Raw genomic sequence first — 16,182 nt, forward strand, 5'->3', positions numbered from 1 at the left:
CCCCTTAATGATATTAAGGGGATCGTTGAATGGTTAATAGCCATTTTATTCAACAACATATTGTTGATATTCAGGGTGTTTTTCAATATAGCCTTTCACCACCGGGCAAACAGGCTTAATTTTTAAACCCTTGGCAATGGCATCGTCTAAGACATATTTCACCAAGAAACTCGCGATTCCTCTTCCGCCTAGTGCTTCAGGAACAAAGGTACTGACATAAGCAATCCCTCCTTCAAATCGCTCGTATTTTTCGTAAGCAATATGCCCTTCTTCGTGAATTTCAAAACGGTTTAAAGCCGAATTATCAATAACATTATAGTGCTTTGTCATAGGTTATCCTTAGCTGTGTAATACATCACGGATTGATTCATCTTTGACAAAAACAGATTTCGCATAAGGGCATAATGGAAGGATTTTCACCTGTTTTTCACGGGCAAATTTAACGGCTTGATCTAACATTGTCCGTCCAACACCTCTGCCATTAAAACCTTCTTCTACACCGGTGTGATCGATAATAAACATTGTCGATCCCGCCCAAGTGTAAGTCATCTCACCTGCTTGAACATTGCCTTCTTTGGCAATAAATGCACCATGTTTGCCATCATCTTTTTGTTCAACTGTAAACATAATTGCTCCTCATCTAAAATAGCGAGGGATGCACTGCGTGCATCCATAATAACATATTGAAATTACTTGATTTTTATAGAGGACACAGTGTGTCCCGTCCCTTCTTTTGTGGATTTATTCCATTGCGTGAGAAAACTCACCCATTTTCGACCGCACTTTTAAGGCAGTTCATCGACTTCCTTATCCACTTTAGGAGGGATCATATGTTCACGTCTTAACCCCACATCATAAGCAACGGCAATGGCAACGAAAATTGAGGAATAAGTACCAAAACCAATCCCAACCAATAAGGCTAGGGAAAAGTTATGAATAGAAGGCCCACCAAAGAAAAAAAGTGCCACGACAACAATTAATGTGGTCGCAGAGGTCATAATGGTTCTTGATAAGGTTTGTGTGAGAGAGATATCAATAATATCAAGGGTATCTAATCGTCTGATTTTACGGAAATTTTCACGCACACGGTCGAATACCACGATACTATCGTTAATGGAATACCCCACCACTGAAAGAATTGCGGCAACAAAGGTGAGATCCATTTCCACCTGTAATGCGGAGAACACCCCAAGGGTAATCACCACATCGTGGGCAAGAGACACAATGCCTCCAAAACCCAAACGCCACTCAAAACGGGAGCCGATGTAAATGAGCATCATCGCAAGGGTGGCAAGGGTGGCATACACCGCACCTTGAGCCAGCTCTTCACCGACATTAGGCCCGACAAATTCAATACTTTTAATCTGAATTGCTGAATCCAATTCAACCAACATGGCTTTGATACGATCACCGATACCGGCATCATTATCTGTTGCCGGTAAACGGATCATCACATCTTGAACCGATCCGGTTGTTTGTACTATCGGGCTTTCAATGCCATTTTCTTTTAACTTACCGCGGATTTGTTCAAGGTTGGCAGGTTGTGAAAAATGCGTATCAAATACCACCCCGCCGGTAAAATCTAACCCCCAGTTAAACCCTTTTGTAACAATAAAAAACAGGGAAACGGCCATCAGCAAAGCGGAAACAAGATATCCCCATTTGCGAACTTTCATAAATTCCGTTAAGGGAAAAGGGAGTTTAATACCATTAATTTCTTTGATGAGATGTCCGTTTTTATCTCTTGCAAAAAGTGCCATAGTCACCTCAATTAAATTGAAAGTTTTTCAACACGTTTACCGCCATAAATGAGATTTACAAGCGCACGCGTTCCGGTAATTGCGGTAAACATTGAAATTGCTACCCCTAAAGAAAGGGTGATAGCAAAGCCTTGAATTGGCCCCGTTCCCACCGCATAAAGAATGATTGCCGTTAGAATGGTGGTTAAATTCGCATCAAAAATCGAGGTAAACGCACCGTTATAACCTTCGTTAATCGCCTGCTGAACCGGACGACCATTACGGATTTCTTCTTTAATACGCTCAAAAATGAGTACGTTAGCATCCACAGACATCCCTAATGTGAGAACGATACCGGCAATCCCCGGCATAGATAAAGTTGCCCCCGGAAGAATAGACATTAATCCGACCAACAATACAATGTTAATCACCATTGCAAGGCTTGCGATAACACCAAACAATTTATAATAAAACAGCATAAATACGATGACGGCAATCAGCCCCCAGAAGCTGGCATTTAGCCCTTGTTCCACATTTTGCGCCCCTAATGATGGGCCGATTGTACGCTCTTCCACAATTTGTATTGGTGCAATTAACGCCCCGGCTTTTAATAACGTGGAAAGATTATTGGCCTCCGCCATGCTATCCACCCCGGTAATTTGGAAATTTGCACCAAAGCGTCCTTGAATAGTTGCGACATTAATCACTTCTTCACTTTTTTCAAGAATGGTTTTCCCGTTTTCGTCTTTTTTACCGTTGTCTTTGTATTCAACATAAAGGGTTGCCATCGGTTTTTTATAGTATTTTTTGGTGAGTTGCAACATCTGTTCCCCACCTTCACTATCTAATGTTACGCTCACTTGTGGTGTGCCCGATTGCTGATCCAATGCGGCACTGGAATTAATAATGTGTTCGCCGCCTAAAGAAGGGCGTTTTAATAACACCACCGGCTGACCATGACGGTTATATTTCACCTCGGAATCTGCTGGCAAAATCCCCCGTGTAGCGGCTTCCGCATTCACATTTTGATTTACCATACGGAACTCAAGGGTTGCCGTGGCACCAAGAATTTCTTTCGCACGAGCGGTATCTTGCACACCCGGTAATTCAATCACGATACGTTCAGCCCCTTGGCGTTGAATTACCGCTTCAGCGACCCCTAATTCCGAAACACGTTTACGCAAAATTGTTAAGTTCTGTTCAATGGCTAAATCGCGAGCTTCATTAAGTGCGGTCGTTGAAAGAGATAAATTTAATGTATCGTTAGCCGAATCTGTCACATCTAAAGTCGGATGAGATTGGCGGATAATGCGTGCGGCTTTTGAAAGCTGATCCGGATTTGCAAGGGTAACTGTCGTACCAAAATTCTCGGCATTTTTAATCCCTGTATATTGGATTTTTTCCTTGCGAAGTTCATTGCGTAAGGTGTCTTGTAGTTGCTCTTGACGTTTTGCCAGTGCGGAATTCATATCCACTTCCATTAAAAAACGCACGCCGCCACGTAAATCCAAGCCCCATTTCATCGGGTTTGCGCCAATACTGCTTAACCAAGCCGGTGTTGCCGGCGCCAAATTTAATGCAGTGGTATAGTTATTACCGAGTTTTTCAGCAATTTTATCTTTCGCAAGCAACTGATCATCCGTATTATTGAAACGGGCTAAAATAGAACCCTGCTCAAGAATGATGGATTTAGTTGGAAGATTATTGGTTTTTAAAACCTCTTGAACTTGCCCTAATGTTGCGGTGGTAGCTTGTTGTCCGCGCGTGCCTGAAATTTGCACCGCAGGATCTTCGCCATAAATATTTGGAAGAGAGTATAAAACACCAATGGCGACCACGAGGATCACCATTAGATTCTTCCATAACGGGTAACGATTTAGCATAGCTGTCCCTTTAGGAATAAAAAATTAAAGCGTTTTTACCGAACCTTTTGGAAGGATTGTAACAATATAGTTGCGGTTGATTGTGATCTCTGTCGTTTCATTTAATGCGATCACTACACTGTTATTGTCTTCAACCACTTTAGTGATTTTTCCCATTAAACCACCGGCGGTTAATACCTCACTGCCTTTGGCTAATTCAGACATTAATTTTTTGTGTTCTTTATTACGTTTCGCTTGCGGGCGATAAATCATAAAGTAAAAAATTAAACCAAAAATCACGAAAATCATTAACGTTGACATTGGACTTTGAGCTTCCATTTGATGTTTTCCTTATAAAATTTAAGTTGAAAATTGGGCGATAAAATACCATAAATCGCACAAAATGTGAAAAGCATATTAAGTTAATTACATAATTTACGGTAATCCCTCTTCTCAATCGCCTTATTCTTGTTATTTCAAATCCTATCGCTTTTGCTACCGTATCAACCTAATAAATGATAAAGCAGTAAATTCACACCAAATCCACCGACAACCAGCCATATAAAGACGAACGCACCTAATAAAAGTGGTTTAAATCCAGCCTGTTTTACCGTACTTATATTCGTTGTCAGTCCTAGTCCTGCCATGGCAGCCATTAACAAAAAGGTATCAATTTGAACCAATATACTCACCCATTCGGTAGGTAATAAGTTAAACGAATTAAACACGGCAACAAGGATAAACATCAGTGCAAAATAAGGAATTGAAATAGCGTGCTTTTGTCTTTCATCTTTGTGTAGAAAATAAGATAAGGCAAGCAAAAAAGGGGCAAGCATCATCACCCGTATCATTTTTGACACCACTGCAATATCTGCGACGACCGGGTTGATATTGCTCCCTGCCGCATAGACTTGGGCGACTTCATGCACGGAAGAACCAATGTAAATACCAAATTGATGCGGATTAATAAAATCAATCAAAATCGGGTAAAGAACAGGATATAAAAACATAGAAATCGTGCCGAAAATAACAATTAACGCCACGGCGACAGAAACCTTATAAGAAGGGGCTTTTACTACCGGTTCGCTCGCAATAATCGCAGCCGCACCACAAATACTGCATCCTGCACCGGTAAGCAAAACGATTTGTTTATCAATTTTCAAGATCTTAATACCAATCCAGCAGGTGATAAAAAACGTCAATATCAACATTACGGCATCCGCTAATACGGCATTTACGCCGACTTGTCCGATATCTTGTAGGGTAATTCTAAAACCATACAAAATGATACCAAGGCGGAGCAATTTTCCTTTTGCGAAGGTCACGCCAAGATGTGTAAAATTTTCGATTTTATGATAGAACGTATTGCCACACAAAATCCCAATGACAATCGCTAAGGTTAATGCACTGATATTTAGTGTCATTAGCCATTCACTATGGCTTATTAAAAAGGCAATGGCAGTAATCACGAATACCAAAACCAATCCCAAAATTAAGTTTAAATTTTTCATTACACTTCATCTCTTTAGGTTAAAACCACACTACAATAACGAATTTAATTGATAAGTAAAATTCATTATAGTTATTTTAATTGCCGGATGTTATCCAATTAAGAGGGATTGAAGGAAATAAATCAATGCGTTGAATATGGAAACCCTTTAGGTTGCCTAGCAATTATGGATTAGAGTTTTTTGGTATATAAAATTATATGATGGAAAAGTAGAGCTGTACCTAATCAGCTGAAGATTCTCATTCAACCTTTAGAATATAGCTCAAAAGAATATAGCTCAAAGTGCGGTCATTTTTAGGTGTGTTTTTTTAATTTTTATCCAAATCTAAATCCGCTTTATATTCAATACGTCCATTTCCTTTTTGTTCAATAGATACATCCAATTCGTGATCACCGCGTTTAAATTTTAAATCGGCATCATCACGTTCAATTTCAGATTCGACAAGATGGAAACCTCGGTTTTTTGCGTGTTGAATCACACGTTTTGCCAATGGGCGAACATCATTACCCTGTAAGCGATACTCGACCTCATACTCACCATTTCCTTGTTTATCCATTTTGATTAATTTAGCATTACTTGGTTGATAAATATCACGAGGTGCAGAAGCTGCAAATACTGAGGTAGAAGTCAAACCGATAACTGTTGCTAAAAAAGTGGCGGTCAATGTTTTTTTTCATAAAAAATCCTACTACGGGCAAGCGTGCTTTGAACGCTTGCGAAGAATAAATGAACGATCCTCATTTTGTTGGCAAATACAGTTTAAGGTTTCACACAGCTGTTCGATTTCCTTCACACTGCTTTCCGTTGAAATGAGTACCAATAACCTATCGTCTTCCTCGAGGGTTGCCAGCGCTTTTTTTATCATCAGCAACGGCAAAGGGCAGCGATAATTTTGCGTATCAAGTTGATAATCCATCACTCAAGGATGACGCCGATTTGACATAACTTGACCAATAGAGTTCAATTCCGCTTCGGTCAAATGCTGTTTACCTAATTCAAAAAGCGGTTCTTCAATCAGAATGTGTTTGTCGTAACCCAACACGAAACGTTGGATTAACGCAGGATCGACAGAAATACTTTCTTGTGTAATTAAGGCTTCCAATTGTGCTGAAAGCAAACGCCAGTTTTCGTGTAAATCAATATGCTGACGTTCTAATTCCTCCACCTGTGATTGAATTTCAGGTAGTTTTCGAATTAAAGCCGGAAAGAAATCCTTTTCTTCATCATCGTGATGAAGTGGTGCGGCTTGATTAAAATATTGCAAAATGATTTTTACATCATTCAGTACGGCTTGGGTTACACCATTTTTCTCTAAATAGCCCGGTAAAATGCTAAGTTGATGGCAAAATCGTTTGACTTTGCTATGGCAGGCATAAAGCATTTCAATAGGTTCATTCCAACTGGCGAATTGCTGAGGTTCAAGAATTTGCATAATTTTCCTTGTTTCGAGTGAAAAGTGCGGTCAAATTCACCGCACTTTTATTCTATTCCGGTTGGTAGCCTTCATCGTTAAGCGTTGGATTGGTGGCACCTTCTTTTGCCAAGGCATCGCAAAGTTCATTTTCACGATGCCCTCTATGCCCTTTCACCCATTTCCAGTCTAATTTATGCCGTTGAATGGCATCATCCAGTGCTAACCACAAATCTTGATTTTTTACCGGTTTACCGTTGCTGGTTTTCCAATTATTTTTTTTCCAATTGGCAATCCATTGAGTGATGCCGTTTTTCATATATTGGCTGTCGCTATAGAGCGTGATTTGGCAAGGCTCTTTCAATGTGTTAAGCGCTTCGATGACGGCACGTAATTCCATGCGGTTATTGGTGGTGTTGAAATAGCCTTTGGACAAGGTTTTTTCGTGATTTTTATAACGTAGTAAAATACCGATTCCGCCCGCACCGGGGTTGCCGAGGCAGGATCCGTCGGTAAAAATTTCAATCTGTTTTTGCATAACAAAATCTTTGTTGTGTAAAATGGCGGACATTTTAATGGAAAGGAATAGGTTGAACAATGATTAATCCAAATCGTCAAATTGTGCTGGACACGGAAACCACGGGGATGAACCAACTTGGTGCGCATTACGAAGGACACGGTATTATTGAAATTGGCGCGGTGGAATTGATAAACCGCCGTTATACCGGCAATAATTTTCACATTTATATTAATCCTAACCGTCCGGTGGATCCGGAGGCGATTAAGGTTCACGGCATTACCGATGAAATGTTGGCGGATAAACCGGAATTTAAAGCTATTGCGCAGGAATTTTTAGATTATATAAAAGGTGCGGAGCTTTTGATTCACAACGCCCCCTTCGATGTGGGCTTTATGGACTATGAATTTCGTAAGCTTGGGCTTTCGGTGAAAACCGAGGATATTTGTGTGGTGACGGATACCTTGCAAATGGCGCGTCAAATGTATCCGGGCAAACGGAACAGTTTAGATGCCTTGTGTGATCGGTTAGGGATTGATAACAGTAAACGAACCTTGCACGGGGCGTTGTTGGATGCGGAAATTTTAGCGGATGTTTATCTTTCCATGACAGGCGGGCAAACCAGTCTGTTTGATGAAGGGGAGGAAGATATTCCCATTATTGCCACACCGGAAGGCAATGTGGCGGAATCAATAGAAAGTGCGGTGATTTTTTCTAATAATTTAAAACGCTTACAACCAAATGATGAAGAATTGCAAGCCCATTTGGAATTGTTGAAAATGATTAATAAAAAAAGTGATGGAAAATGTTTGTGGGATTTGCGTGTCGGTGATAAATCAGTGCATTAAATGAACAGCCAAACGTAAAATGCAAAAAAAAGATTGACGAGATAACAGTGGATCATTATGATACGCACCACTTAGCGGAGTGGTAGTTCAGCTGGTTAGAATACCTGCCTGTCACGCAGGGGGTCGCGGGTTCGAGTCCCGTCCATTCCGCCAATTTTTCATTTATTCCTCGTTGATGTGTTTGTGAAGATAGATCAATACGAAATAAAACAGCGGAGTGGTAGTTCAGCTGGTTAGAATACCTGCCTGTCACGCAGGGGGTCGCGGGTTCGAGTCCCGTCCATTCCGCCAATTTTTTCGAAAATCAAAATAGCACCTTAAAGGTGCTTTTTTTATGCCCGAGATTTTTATTATAGTCGGATTTTGTCTAATAAGCGGGTGATGAATTGAACTCATTTGTCCTACAAAAAAGCCAACCCGAACATATAAGCCGCAATCAATAATAAAATACTTGCGAGTAATTTTCCGGTTAATGTGGGGTTGATTAATCCCCGTAATCGCATAGAAAAAAAACTCATCGCAAAAGATCCCAGGGTGACGGTTCCCACAATGTAGAAATTGACATAGCCGAATTGTCCGCTGAGATTGACTTGAAATAACACTTCTCGTGTAAGGTAGCCGTATAAATTTCCCATCCCGCCTATGATCATCATCGCATTCGCATAAACGGCGATTTGCGGTGCTTTTACGCTTTTTAATTGCCCAACCAAAGGGGCGAGAATTGAACCGCCGCCAATGCCTGTGATTCCTGCGATTAATCCGCCGATACAGCAGCTAAAACCGCCTTTAAAGCGTTCAAGTGTGGTGATTTTTTCACTTGAATTTTCAATCCGACCGGAGGTAAACAAGGTTTTTAATGCAAGTGCGGTGAGGCTCAATGTAAAAATTAGGCTAATCATAAAATTGGAAAAATAGAAACTGAGTTCAAAACCAATTTGCACGCCAATAATCATTGCAACGGACCACAGCAATAGATTTGTGTAATCAATTTCAATATGCTGTCGGCGGAAAAAAAGTAAATTAATACCCGCCGTGCACATCACGATAGTTAATGAGGTGGCGGCAATGATTTGGAGTGGCAGATCGGGAAATAATGTGCGTAGAATCGGTACCATTAAAACGCCGCCGCCAATGCCAAAAACGGCAGAGACCATATTCGTCAATACGCCACAAATGAGTAGAATGCCAATTTCGCTGAGTGTCATAGTGTTTTGCTCTAATCAAGGACTTGGCAGCATTTTGGTGTAATGTGGTTGTAAGGCTTATGATCTTTGTCATATACAAGGAAAAATTTTATTTATATGATGCGATTTGTATTACACAGGGATAAGGTATGAACCCATTTCAACTTATGGCAAAACCAACAGGTTCAATGTGCAATTTGGATTGCCAATATTGCTTTTACTTAGAAAAGCCGCATCAGAATCAACGAGCAATGAGTGATGAGGTGTTGGCCCGTTATATTCAGTCCTATCTTGAAAATGCTCCCCAACAGCGTGTGACCTTTCTTTGGCAAGGCGGAGAACCGACTATGGCCGGGTTGGATTTTTATCAAAGAGCGGTCGATTTTCAACGTCAATATGCGAACGGTAAGCAAGTGGAAAATGCCCTACAAACCAACGGTGTTTTACTGGATGCGGATTGGTGTCGGTTCTTGTATGACAACCGTTTTCTTGTGGGATTGTCCGTTGATGGTCCGCAACATTTGCATGATACTTACCGTTTAAGTAAAAGCGGTAAAGGTACTTTCCGGCAAGTTATGGATGCCCTTGATTTGCTCATTAATTATCGTGTGCAGTTTAATACATTGACGGTCGTGCATAATTTGAATGTTCGACAGGGTAAAGAGATTTATCGCTTTCTCAAACGGGTGGGTTCACCCTATATGCAATTCATTCCCTTGATGGGGGATGAAGTACACCAAGCTACAGCAAGTGATTACGGGCAATTTTTGGTTGATATTTTTGATGAATGGTATGCCAATGATGTGGGAAAAATCGGTGTTCAATTTATTGAACAATGGTTTATGGCGTATTTAGGATTACAACCCGATTTATGTATTTTTCGTGAAACCTGTGGCGATCAGCTCGTCATTGAACAAAACGGTGATATTTATAGCTGCGATCACTACGTTTATCCTGAATATAAATTGGGAAATTTGATTGAAACGCCATTACGTACCATAGCGGAATCGCCAACGCAAATTCATTTTGGCTCTATGAAATCTTTTCTCTCCGAACGTTGCCAAAGGTGCAAATTTCATTTTGCCTGTCATGGCGGTTGTCCTAAACATCGAACCATTAACGGTTTTGGTGCACCCCACAATCAACTTTGTGAAGCTTATTACCGTGCGCTTTGCTATATGGATCCCTATCTGCATCAATTTGCGGCTGATTTTAAAAGGCGATAAAAAAGTGCGGTCAAAACCCACAAGATTTTTCGGTATTACGTAGCATTTGCACAAATTTTATTTGGGGTTTATTTGTAGGGATACACTGCGTTTCGTTGAAATGACAGTTTTTGTGCATTGCTGCATAATAGCGGGATTTTTGACCGCACTTTTATGACATGGAAGATATTATTTCACACGGGAAACATATTCACCGGAGCGGGTATCCACACGGATGACTTCACCGATTTGCACGAATAACGGCACTTTCACCACTGCACCGGTGCTAAGCGTTGCCGGTTTGCCGCCGGTTCCTGCTGTGTCGCCTTTTAAGCCCGGGTCGGTATCCACAATTTCTAATTCAACAAAGTTTGGCGGGGTCACAGTGATTGGCGCACCATTCCACAAGGTAACGATACAATCTGCTTGGTCTAATAACCATTTTTCCGCATCACCCACGGCTTTGGCATCGGCAGAATATTGCTCGAAAGTTTCCGGATGCATAAAATACCAAAACGCATCGTCTTTGTATGAATAGGTTAGGTTGAGATCCATCACATCAGCGGCTTCAACGGAAGTACCGGATTTAAAGTTCACATCCAACACTTTGCCGGAAATTAATTTGCGAATACGGGTGCGGGTAAACGCTTGACCTTTCCCCGGTTTAACGAACTCGTTTTCGATGATCACGCAAGGTTCGCCATCTTGCATAAATTTTAGACCCGGTTTGAAATCACTGGTAGTATATGTAGCCATATTAAATATCCTAAAAATAGAAATGGTTTGAAAGGTGCATATTTTAACTCAAGAACCCGCCATTAGAGAAGAGCAAAATTGGTGTCATATTTTAAAAAATTCGATTTCCGATTCCCGTGTATTACTCAATATCCTGAATTTGTCCGAGCAAGATTTTGCGGCTTCATTCAATGCCCGTAAACTTTTTGCCCTCCGTGTGCCGCAACCTTTTGTGGATAAAATGGAAAAGGGCAATCCGAGAGATCCGCTTTTTTTACAAGTGATGTGTGCTGATTTGGAATTTGTGCAGGCAGAAGGATTTTCATCGGATCCTCTTGAAGAACAAGAGGCGAATGCCGTACCTAATATTTTGCATAAATATCAAAACCGCCTTTTGTTTATGGTAAAAGGCGGTTGTGCGGTGAATTGTCGTTATTGTTTCCGCCGTCATTTTCCCTATGATGAAAATCCGGGCAACAAAAAAAGTTGGCAACAGGCATTGGATTACATTGCCGAACATACTGAAATTGAAGAAGTGATTTTCTCCGGCGGCGATCCGTTGATGGCAAAAGATGATGAACTGGCGTGGCTGATAAAACGCCTTGAAAATCTACCGCACTTACAGCGTTTGCGCATTCATACCCGCTTGCCTGTGGTGATTCCGCAACGTATTACCAATGAATTTTGTGAGATGTTGGCGGAAAGCCGTTTGCAAACGGTGATGGTTAGTCACATTAATCACCCCAACGAAATCGATGATCGGTTAGGCGAAGCAATGCAGAAGCTGCATCATGCTGGGATTGTGCTGCTTAATCAATCGGTTTTATTGAAAGGCATTAATGATAATGCACACATTTTGAAAAGCCTAAGCGATAAATTATTTCACATCGGCATTTTGCCTTACTACCTTCATTTGTTGGACAAAGTGCAGGGAGCGAGCCATTTTCTCATTAGCGATGCAGAAGCCCACGCCATTTATAAAACTTTACAATCGCTTACTTCGGGTTATCTTGTACCGAAATTGGCACGGGAAATTGCCGGTGAACCAAATAAGACTTTATACGCAGAATAAGATCCGATAAAATACGCAAGTTTTTTTCACCGCACTTTTTATCGGTGAAATCAAAAAATGATTCGGTATTATGCTGTGGCACAAACTTTATTTTGGATTTATTTGTAGGGATACACTGCGTGTGTCCATTATTAAATTATTTCAATATGTTATAAACGGACACACGCAGTGTGTCCCTACATTATTTCTTTGAAATGACGTTTGTTATGCTATACCAAAATAATTATTAAACGAGGCAATCTGTGAATTCTATGAATAACAATCAACCGAACGATAACAAATCCCAAAACGAACTCGATCTTGGCTTAAACCAAGCCGATTCAATCACACCAAGAAAACCGGTTCAATCAAACGAATCATTATTTGGCAAAGCAAAAGGCTTATTTGGACGTAAAACTCAATCAGAGACCCAATTTCATATACGCAAAGAGCCGACTTTCGGAGAAAGTTCTCCACAAGAAACGCCTCAACCCAACCAACCTACAACTTTTACCGCAGATCTCGAAACGCTGAAAAGCACCGCTGAAAATGCAGAACAAGGCGTAGAAGCCCAAGTGGAATCAGTGGTTGAGCCGATCATCGAAACCGTTGAAAACAAAGTTGAAGAAACCCAAGAAAGCGTAGTTTCAACCGTAGAACAGGCGAAAGAAAACTTAGCTGCTGGTGCGAGTGCTGCGGCAACGGCGTTAAAACGCCCTGAAAAATGGAAAATCTTGCAAATTTTACCGGAAAAACACCGCCGTCTTTTTATTGCGATTTTGGCTTTGGTGTTACTCTTAATTGTATTTTTCGCATTAAAACCGAGTTCCGATACGGTGGAGTCTTTTGAGCTACAAAACAGCAATGAGATTCCGGTGCAATTTCAGTCGTTAGATCAGTCTCAACCGATAGAAACCACGGTTTTGGATAGTATTCCTGCACCACAAGAAACCTCCCCGGTTGCCGAGCCACAAATGCAGTCTGAATCCAATACACCGGTAGAGCCGGGCAAAATGGAATACTTAGGTGATACATCAAAAGAAGCGCCAAAACCGCAGGAAACCGTTGTTGCAACCCCTTCTGTACAGCCTGATCTCACCCCTGTTGCACCGGTTCGTCCACAACCGGCAAAACCTGTTGAGCCACGTCGTGAAACCGTTGCCCGTGAAGCAGTTAAATCTGTTGCTCAAGACCGTAAAACCGTAGAAAAAACAACGGTAAAACCGGTTCAAACCAAAACTGAAACAGTAAGAAAAGCGTCGGTTCAAGAAACAAAAGCGGCACCGAAGAACGAGCGCAAAGTTCAAATTGTGGAAGCAAAACCTGCTACGACGAATACGTCAGCAACAAAAGCGGTATCAAGCGGTGCAAGCAAAACCTTAACCGTACCGAAAGGCGTGTCTTTAATGCAAGTCTTCCGTGATAACAATTTAAATATTTCCGATGTGAATGCAATGACCAAAGCGAATGGTGCAGGTAATGCGTTGAGCAGTTTTAAACCGGGCGATAAAGTTCAAGTTTCCCTGAATGGGCAAGGACGTGTCAGTGAGCTGCGCTTATCTAACGGTGCGAAATTTGTGCGTCAGGCTGATGGTTCGTATCAATTCAAAAAATAATGTTAAGGGCGAATATTCGCCCTTTTTGTTTCTTTTTGGTGAAGGCTTATGCTAAAGAAAATATTGTTGATTTCGACCGCACTTTTGCTTGGCGGTTGTACCCAAAACAGCTTATTAAATGAGCCGCCTCCACAAAAGATGGTGGTGCAAAAAGTGGATAAAACCTCGCAAATCGGCTCGGCAAAATTGTATTTCTGTAAAGATGGCAAGGAAGTTCGTGTGGTGCATAGCACACAGAAACGAAATAAAAAAATGTTAAAACAAGTTTCCATCACCTTTAACCAAGTGACGGAAAAACTCACACTAATGATTTCCGAGCGGGGCAATAACTACGGAAATATCCGTTGGACGTGGCTGGAACGCAGTGATTTTAGTTCCCTGAAAACCAGTGTCGGCGAAATTTTGGCGGAGCAATGCGTTCTGAAATCTTCCCGCATCATTGAGTAAATAATACGTGCAAATTGAACTTCAGCGTGGTTTTGTATTACACCGCCGTCCTTATAGCGAAACCAGTTTATTGGTGGATTTATTCACGGAAGAAAGCGGTCGTCTGATGGTGATCGCAAAAGGCGCACGGGCAAAACGTTCAACGTGGAAATCCGTTTTACAACCTTTTACCCCCTTATTATTACGCTGGACGGGAAAAAGCGGCTTGAAAACCCTCACCAAAGCGGAGTCTGCCGCGATCACTTTACCTTTACAACAAACTGCACTTTATAGCGGTTTTTATGTGAATGAATTACTTAGCCGTGTGATGGAGCCTGAAACGGCGAATCCTCCATTATTTCAGCATTACTTAAAATGCTTAACAAGCTTGGCGACAGAGCCCAATGTGGAACCTTGCTTGCGGCTATTTGAATTTCACCTGCTTCAAATTCTTGGGTATGGCGTGGATTTTTTGCATTGTGCCGGTTCCGGTCAGCCTGTCGATCCCACAATGACTTATCGCTACCGAGAGGAAAAAGGTTTTATCGCCTCTTTGGTAAAAGATAATCTTACCTTTTACGGGCGGGATCTGATTGCTTTTGCCAATCTTGATTTTTCCGATGAAGCGGTACGTCAAGCGGCTAAGCGTTTTACACGTGTGGCACTCAAACCCTATCTCGGCGATAAACCCTTAAAAAGCCGGGAGTTATTCTCACAAAATAGTTTATTTTTAAAATAATGGCACTTCTTTATACTCCGCAGAAAAAAGTAAAAAAATTATCAACTCTCACCGCAGAGATTATCGAGCTTGATTATCAAGGCTTAGGTGTGGCGAAAATTAACGGTAAAACCTGGTTTATCGAAAATGCACTGCCACAAGAAAAAGTGGAATGTCGCGTATTGGAAGAAAAACGCCAATATGGACGGGCGGTGGCTGGAAAATGGCTTGAGAAAAGCCCAAATCGGGTCTTGCCGCAATGCGCTTATTATGAACGCTGTGGAGGTTGCCAAGCACAGCATATCCCCATTGAAATGCAGCGTGAAGCCAAACAGGCTGCACTATTTAAACGCTTGGCAAAGCTTCAGCAAGAACCCATTGATTTTCAACCGATGATTTGTGGTGAACCTTGGCAATATCGTCGCCGGGTTCGGCTCGGTTTGTGGTTTAATGGAAAAAGCAAAAAAATTGAAATGGGTTTCCGCCAAAAAAATTCTCATGATTTGATCCCCGTGGAACATTGTGAAGTGATTGAGCCTACCATCAATGTTTTGTTACCAAAATTGACCGCACTTTTGGCGGAGTATTCCACGCCGAAACAATTAGGGCATATCGAATTGGTTGCCGCAGACAATGGCGTGGCAATGTTGTTACGTTATATGGGAAATCTTGCCAAAACCGACCGCTCTTTGTTGTTGAATTTTGCCGAGCAAGAAAATTTAATGCTTTTTTTACAAAGTGATGAAGGTATCGAACAGGTTTGTGGAGAGGCCCCTTACTATCAATTTGCCGGGGGCATCAAACTTCATTTTGATATTCAAGATTTTATTCAGGTAAATCGTCAGTTAAATGAAACCATGGTGCAAACGGCACTGGATTGGCTTGATCTTCAGCCGACTGATCGGGTATTGGATTTGTTTTGCGGAATGGGAAATTTTACGCTTCCCCTTGCTACACGGGTAAAAAGTGCGGTAGGAATTGAGGGTGTTTTTGAAATGGCGGAAAAAGCCAAGCAAAATGCAGCGCGAAATCAGATTAATAATATTGAATTTTTTCAAGCGAATCTTGACCAATCTTTTATTGATCAGCCTTGGGCAAACCGGTTTTTCAACAAAATTTTGCTTGATCCGCCACGTAGCGGTGCGGCGTTTGCATTGAATGCGTTGTGTGAGTTAAAGGCGGAGAAAATCCTTTATGTTTCGTGTAATCCGGCGACATTAGTTCGTGATGCGGAAATGTTGCGTGGATTTGGTTATAAGCTCGAAAAAAGTGCTGTTATTGATATGTTTCCGCATACCGGGCATTTAGAATCCATCACCTTATTTTCTACAAAATAAGTCGGTTATTCTGTTACAATGG

Annotated in this window: 19 protein-coding genes and 2 tRNA genes; 9 read left to right on the forward strand and 12 right to left on the reverse strand. The window is 41.4% G+C overall.

The features are described 5' to 3' along the window. Positions 1-45: 45 nt before the first annotated feature. From BKK52_RS00085 to rnhA, 10 genes are all read right to left on the reverse strand, one after another. Complete coding sequence (locus BKK52_RS00085; RefSeq protein WP_077420058.1) at positions 46-330, reverse strand: GNAT family N-acetyltransferase; 285 nt, start codon at positions 328-330, stop codon at positions 46-48. A gap of 9 nt (positions 331-339) precedes the next feature. Then, positions 340-627, reverse strand: coding sequence for a GNAT family N-acetyltransferase (locus BKK52_RS00090; protein WP_077420059.1), 288 nt, complete (start codon positions 625-627; stop codon positions 340-342). Positions 628-785: 158 nt separating this feature from the next. Further along, on the reverse strand, positions 786-1,760 hold the full coding sequence (gene secF / locus BKK52_RS00095; protein WP_077473533.1) for a protein translocase subunit SecF: 975 nt from the start codon (positions 1,758-1,760) through the stop codon (positions 786-788). Between the two features lie 11 nt (positions 1,761-1,771). After that, a complete protein-coding gene (gene secD, locus BKK52_RS00100; protein ID WP_077473534.1) occupies positions 1,772-3,622 on the reverse strand; it encodes a protein translocase subunit SecD in 1,851 nt (616 codons plus the stop codon). A 24-nt stretch (positions 3,623-3,646) separates the two neighbouring features. Further along, positions 3,647-3,940: a preprotein translocase subunit YajC gene (gene yajC, locus BKK52_RS00105; RefSeq protein WP_077420062.1), complete on the reverse strand. Its 294-nt coding sequence runs from the start codon at positions 3,938-3,940 to the stop codon at positions 3,647-3,649. Between the two features lie 164 nt (positions 3,941-4,104). Continuing rightward, entirely contained in the window at positions 4,105-5,112 is a 1,008-nt protein-coding gene (locus BKK52_RS00110) for a YeiH family protein (protein ID WP_077420063.1), read from the reverse strand. A 307-nt stretch (positions 5,113-5,419) separates the two neighbouring features. Continuing rightward, positions 5,420-5,668, reverse strand: coding sequence for a hypothetical protein (locus BKK52_RS00115; protein ID WP_242650012.1), 249 nt, complete (start codon positions 5,666-5,668; stop codon positions 5,420-5,422). Between the two features lie 132 nt (positions 5,669-5,800). Next, positions 5,801-6,028: a sulfurtransferase TusA family protein gene (locus BKK52_RS00120; RefSeq protein WP_077420065.1), complete on the reverse strand. Its 228-nt coding sequence runs from the start codon at positions 6,026-6,028 to the stop codon at positions 5,801-5,803. Between the two features lie 3 nt (positions 6,029-6,031). After that, a complete protein-coding gene (locus tag BKK52_RS00125; RefSeq protein WP_077420066.1) occupies positions 6,032-6,544 on the reverse strand; it encodes a hemerythrin domain-containing protein in 513 nt (170 codons plus the stop codon). A gap of 52 nt (positions 6,545-6,596) precedes the next feature. Next, complete coding sequence (gene rnhA / locus BKK52_RS00130; RefSeq protein WP_077420099.1) at positions 6,597-7,061, reverse strand: ribonuclease HI; 465 nt, start codon at positions 7,059-7,061, stop codon at positions 6,597-6,599. 59 nt (positions 7,062-7,120) lie between these two features. Here rnhA and dnaQ point away from each other — a divergent pair, with 59 nt between their 5' ends. The 3 genes from dnaQ to BKK52_RS00145 all read left to right on the forward strand — a co-directional run bounded on the left by dnaQ (position 7,121) and on the right by BKK52_RS00145 (position 8,179). Further along, complete coding sequence (gene dnaQ, locus BKK52_RS00135) at positions 7,121-7,888, forward strand: DNA polymerase III subunit epsilon (protein WP_077420067.1); 768 nt, start codon at positions 7,121-7,123, stop codon at positions 7,886-7,888. A 76-nt stretch (positions 7,889-7,964) separates the two neighbouring features. Further along, positions 7,965-8,041 (forward strand) — tRNA-Asp (locus BKK52_RS00140). Between the two features lie 61 nt (positions 8,042-8,102). After that, positions 8,103-8,179, forward strand: a tRNA-Asp gene (locus tag BKK52_RS00145). A gap of 110 nt (positions 8,180-8,289) precedes the next feature. Here the strand turns inward: BKK52_RS00145 and BKK52_RS00150 are convergent. Further along, positions 8,290-9,093 (reverse strand): sulfite exporter TauE/SafE family protein, encoded by an 804-nt coding sequence (locus BKK52_RS00150; RefSeq protein WP_077420068.1) that lies wholly within the window; start codon positions 9,091-9,093, stop codon positions 8,290-8,292. A 128-nt stretch (positions 9,094-9,221) separates the two neighbouring features. Between BKK52_RS00150 and BKK52_RS00155 the strand changes: the two genes are divergently transcribed. Further along, positions 9,222-10,298, forward strand: coding sequence for an anaerobic sulfatase maturase (locus BKK52_RS00155; protein WP_077477437.1), 1,077 nt, complete (start codon positions 9,222-9,224; stop codon positions 10,296-10,298). A 168-nt stretch (positions 10,299-10,466) separates the two neighbouring features. On the opposite strand, the gene efp is transcribed toward BKK52_RS00155, so the two are convergent. After that, entirely contained in the window at positions 10,467-11,033 is a 567-nt protein-coding gene (efp, locus tag BKK52_RS00160; RefSeq protein WP_077420070.1) for an elongation factor P, read from the reverse strand. Positions 11,034-11,067: 34 nt separating this feature from the next. Here efp and epmB point away from each other — a divergent pair, with 34 nt between their 5' ends. From epmB to rlmD, 5 genes are all read left to right on the forward strand, one after another. Then, positions 11,068-12,084: an EF-P beta-lysylation protein EpmB gene (gene epmB / locus BKK52_RS00165; protein WP_077477438.1), complete on the forward strand. Its 1,017-nt coding sequence runs from the start codon at positions 11,068-11,070 to the stop codon at positions 12,082-12,084. A gap of 251 nt (positions 12,085-12,335) precedes the next feature. Further along, the gene (gene oapA, locus BKK52_RS00170) at positions 12,336-13,679 is read left to right on the forward strand and encodes an opacity-associated protein OapA (protein ID WP_077477439.1); all 1,344 of its coding nucleotides are present in this window, start codon (positions 12,336-12,338) and stop codon (positions 13,677-13,679) included. Positions 13,680-13,727: 48 nt separating this feature from the next. Further along, positions 13,728-14,126: an MliC family protein gene (locus tag BKK52_RS00175; protein WP_077420073.1), complete on the forward strand. Its 399-nt coding sequence runs from the start codon at positions 13,728-13,730 to the stop codon at positions 14,124-14,126. A gap of 7 nt (positions 14,127-14,133) precedes the next feature. Next, positions 14,134-14,844 (forward strand): DNA repair protein RecO, encoded by a 711-nt coding sequence (recO, locus tag BKK52_RS00180; protein WP_077420074.1) that lies wholly within the window; start codon positions 14,134-14,136, stop codon positions 14,842-14,844. Then, the gene (gene rlmD / locus BKK52_RS00185; RefSeq protein WP_077420075.1) at positions 14,844-16,160 is read left to right on the forward strand and encodes a 23S rRNA (uracil(1939)-C(5))-methyltransferase RlmD; all 1,317 of its coding nucleotides are present in this window, start codon (positions 14,844-14,846) and stop codon (positions 16,158-16,160) included. Before recO ends, rlmD begins: the two co-directional genes overlap by 1 nt. Positions 16,161-16,182 lie beyond the last annotated feature (22 nt).

Origin of the sequence: Rodentibacter trehalosifermentans (assembly GCF_002000545.1) — a bacterium.
In the GTDB taxonomy this organism is placed as follows: Bacteria; Pseudomonadota; Gammaproteobacteria; order Enterobacterales; family Pasteurellaceae; genus Rodentibacter; species Rodentibacter trehalosifermentans.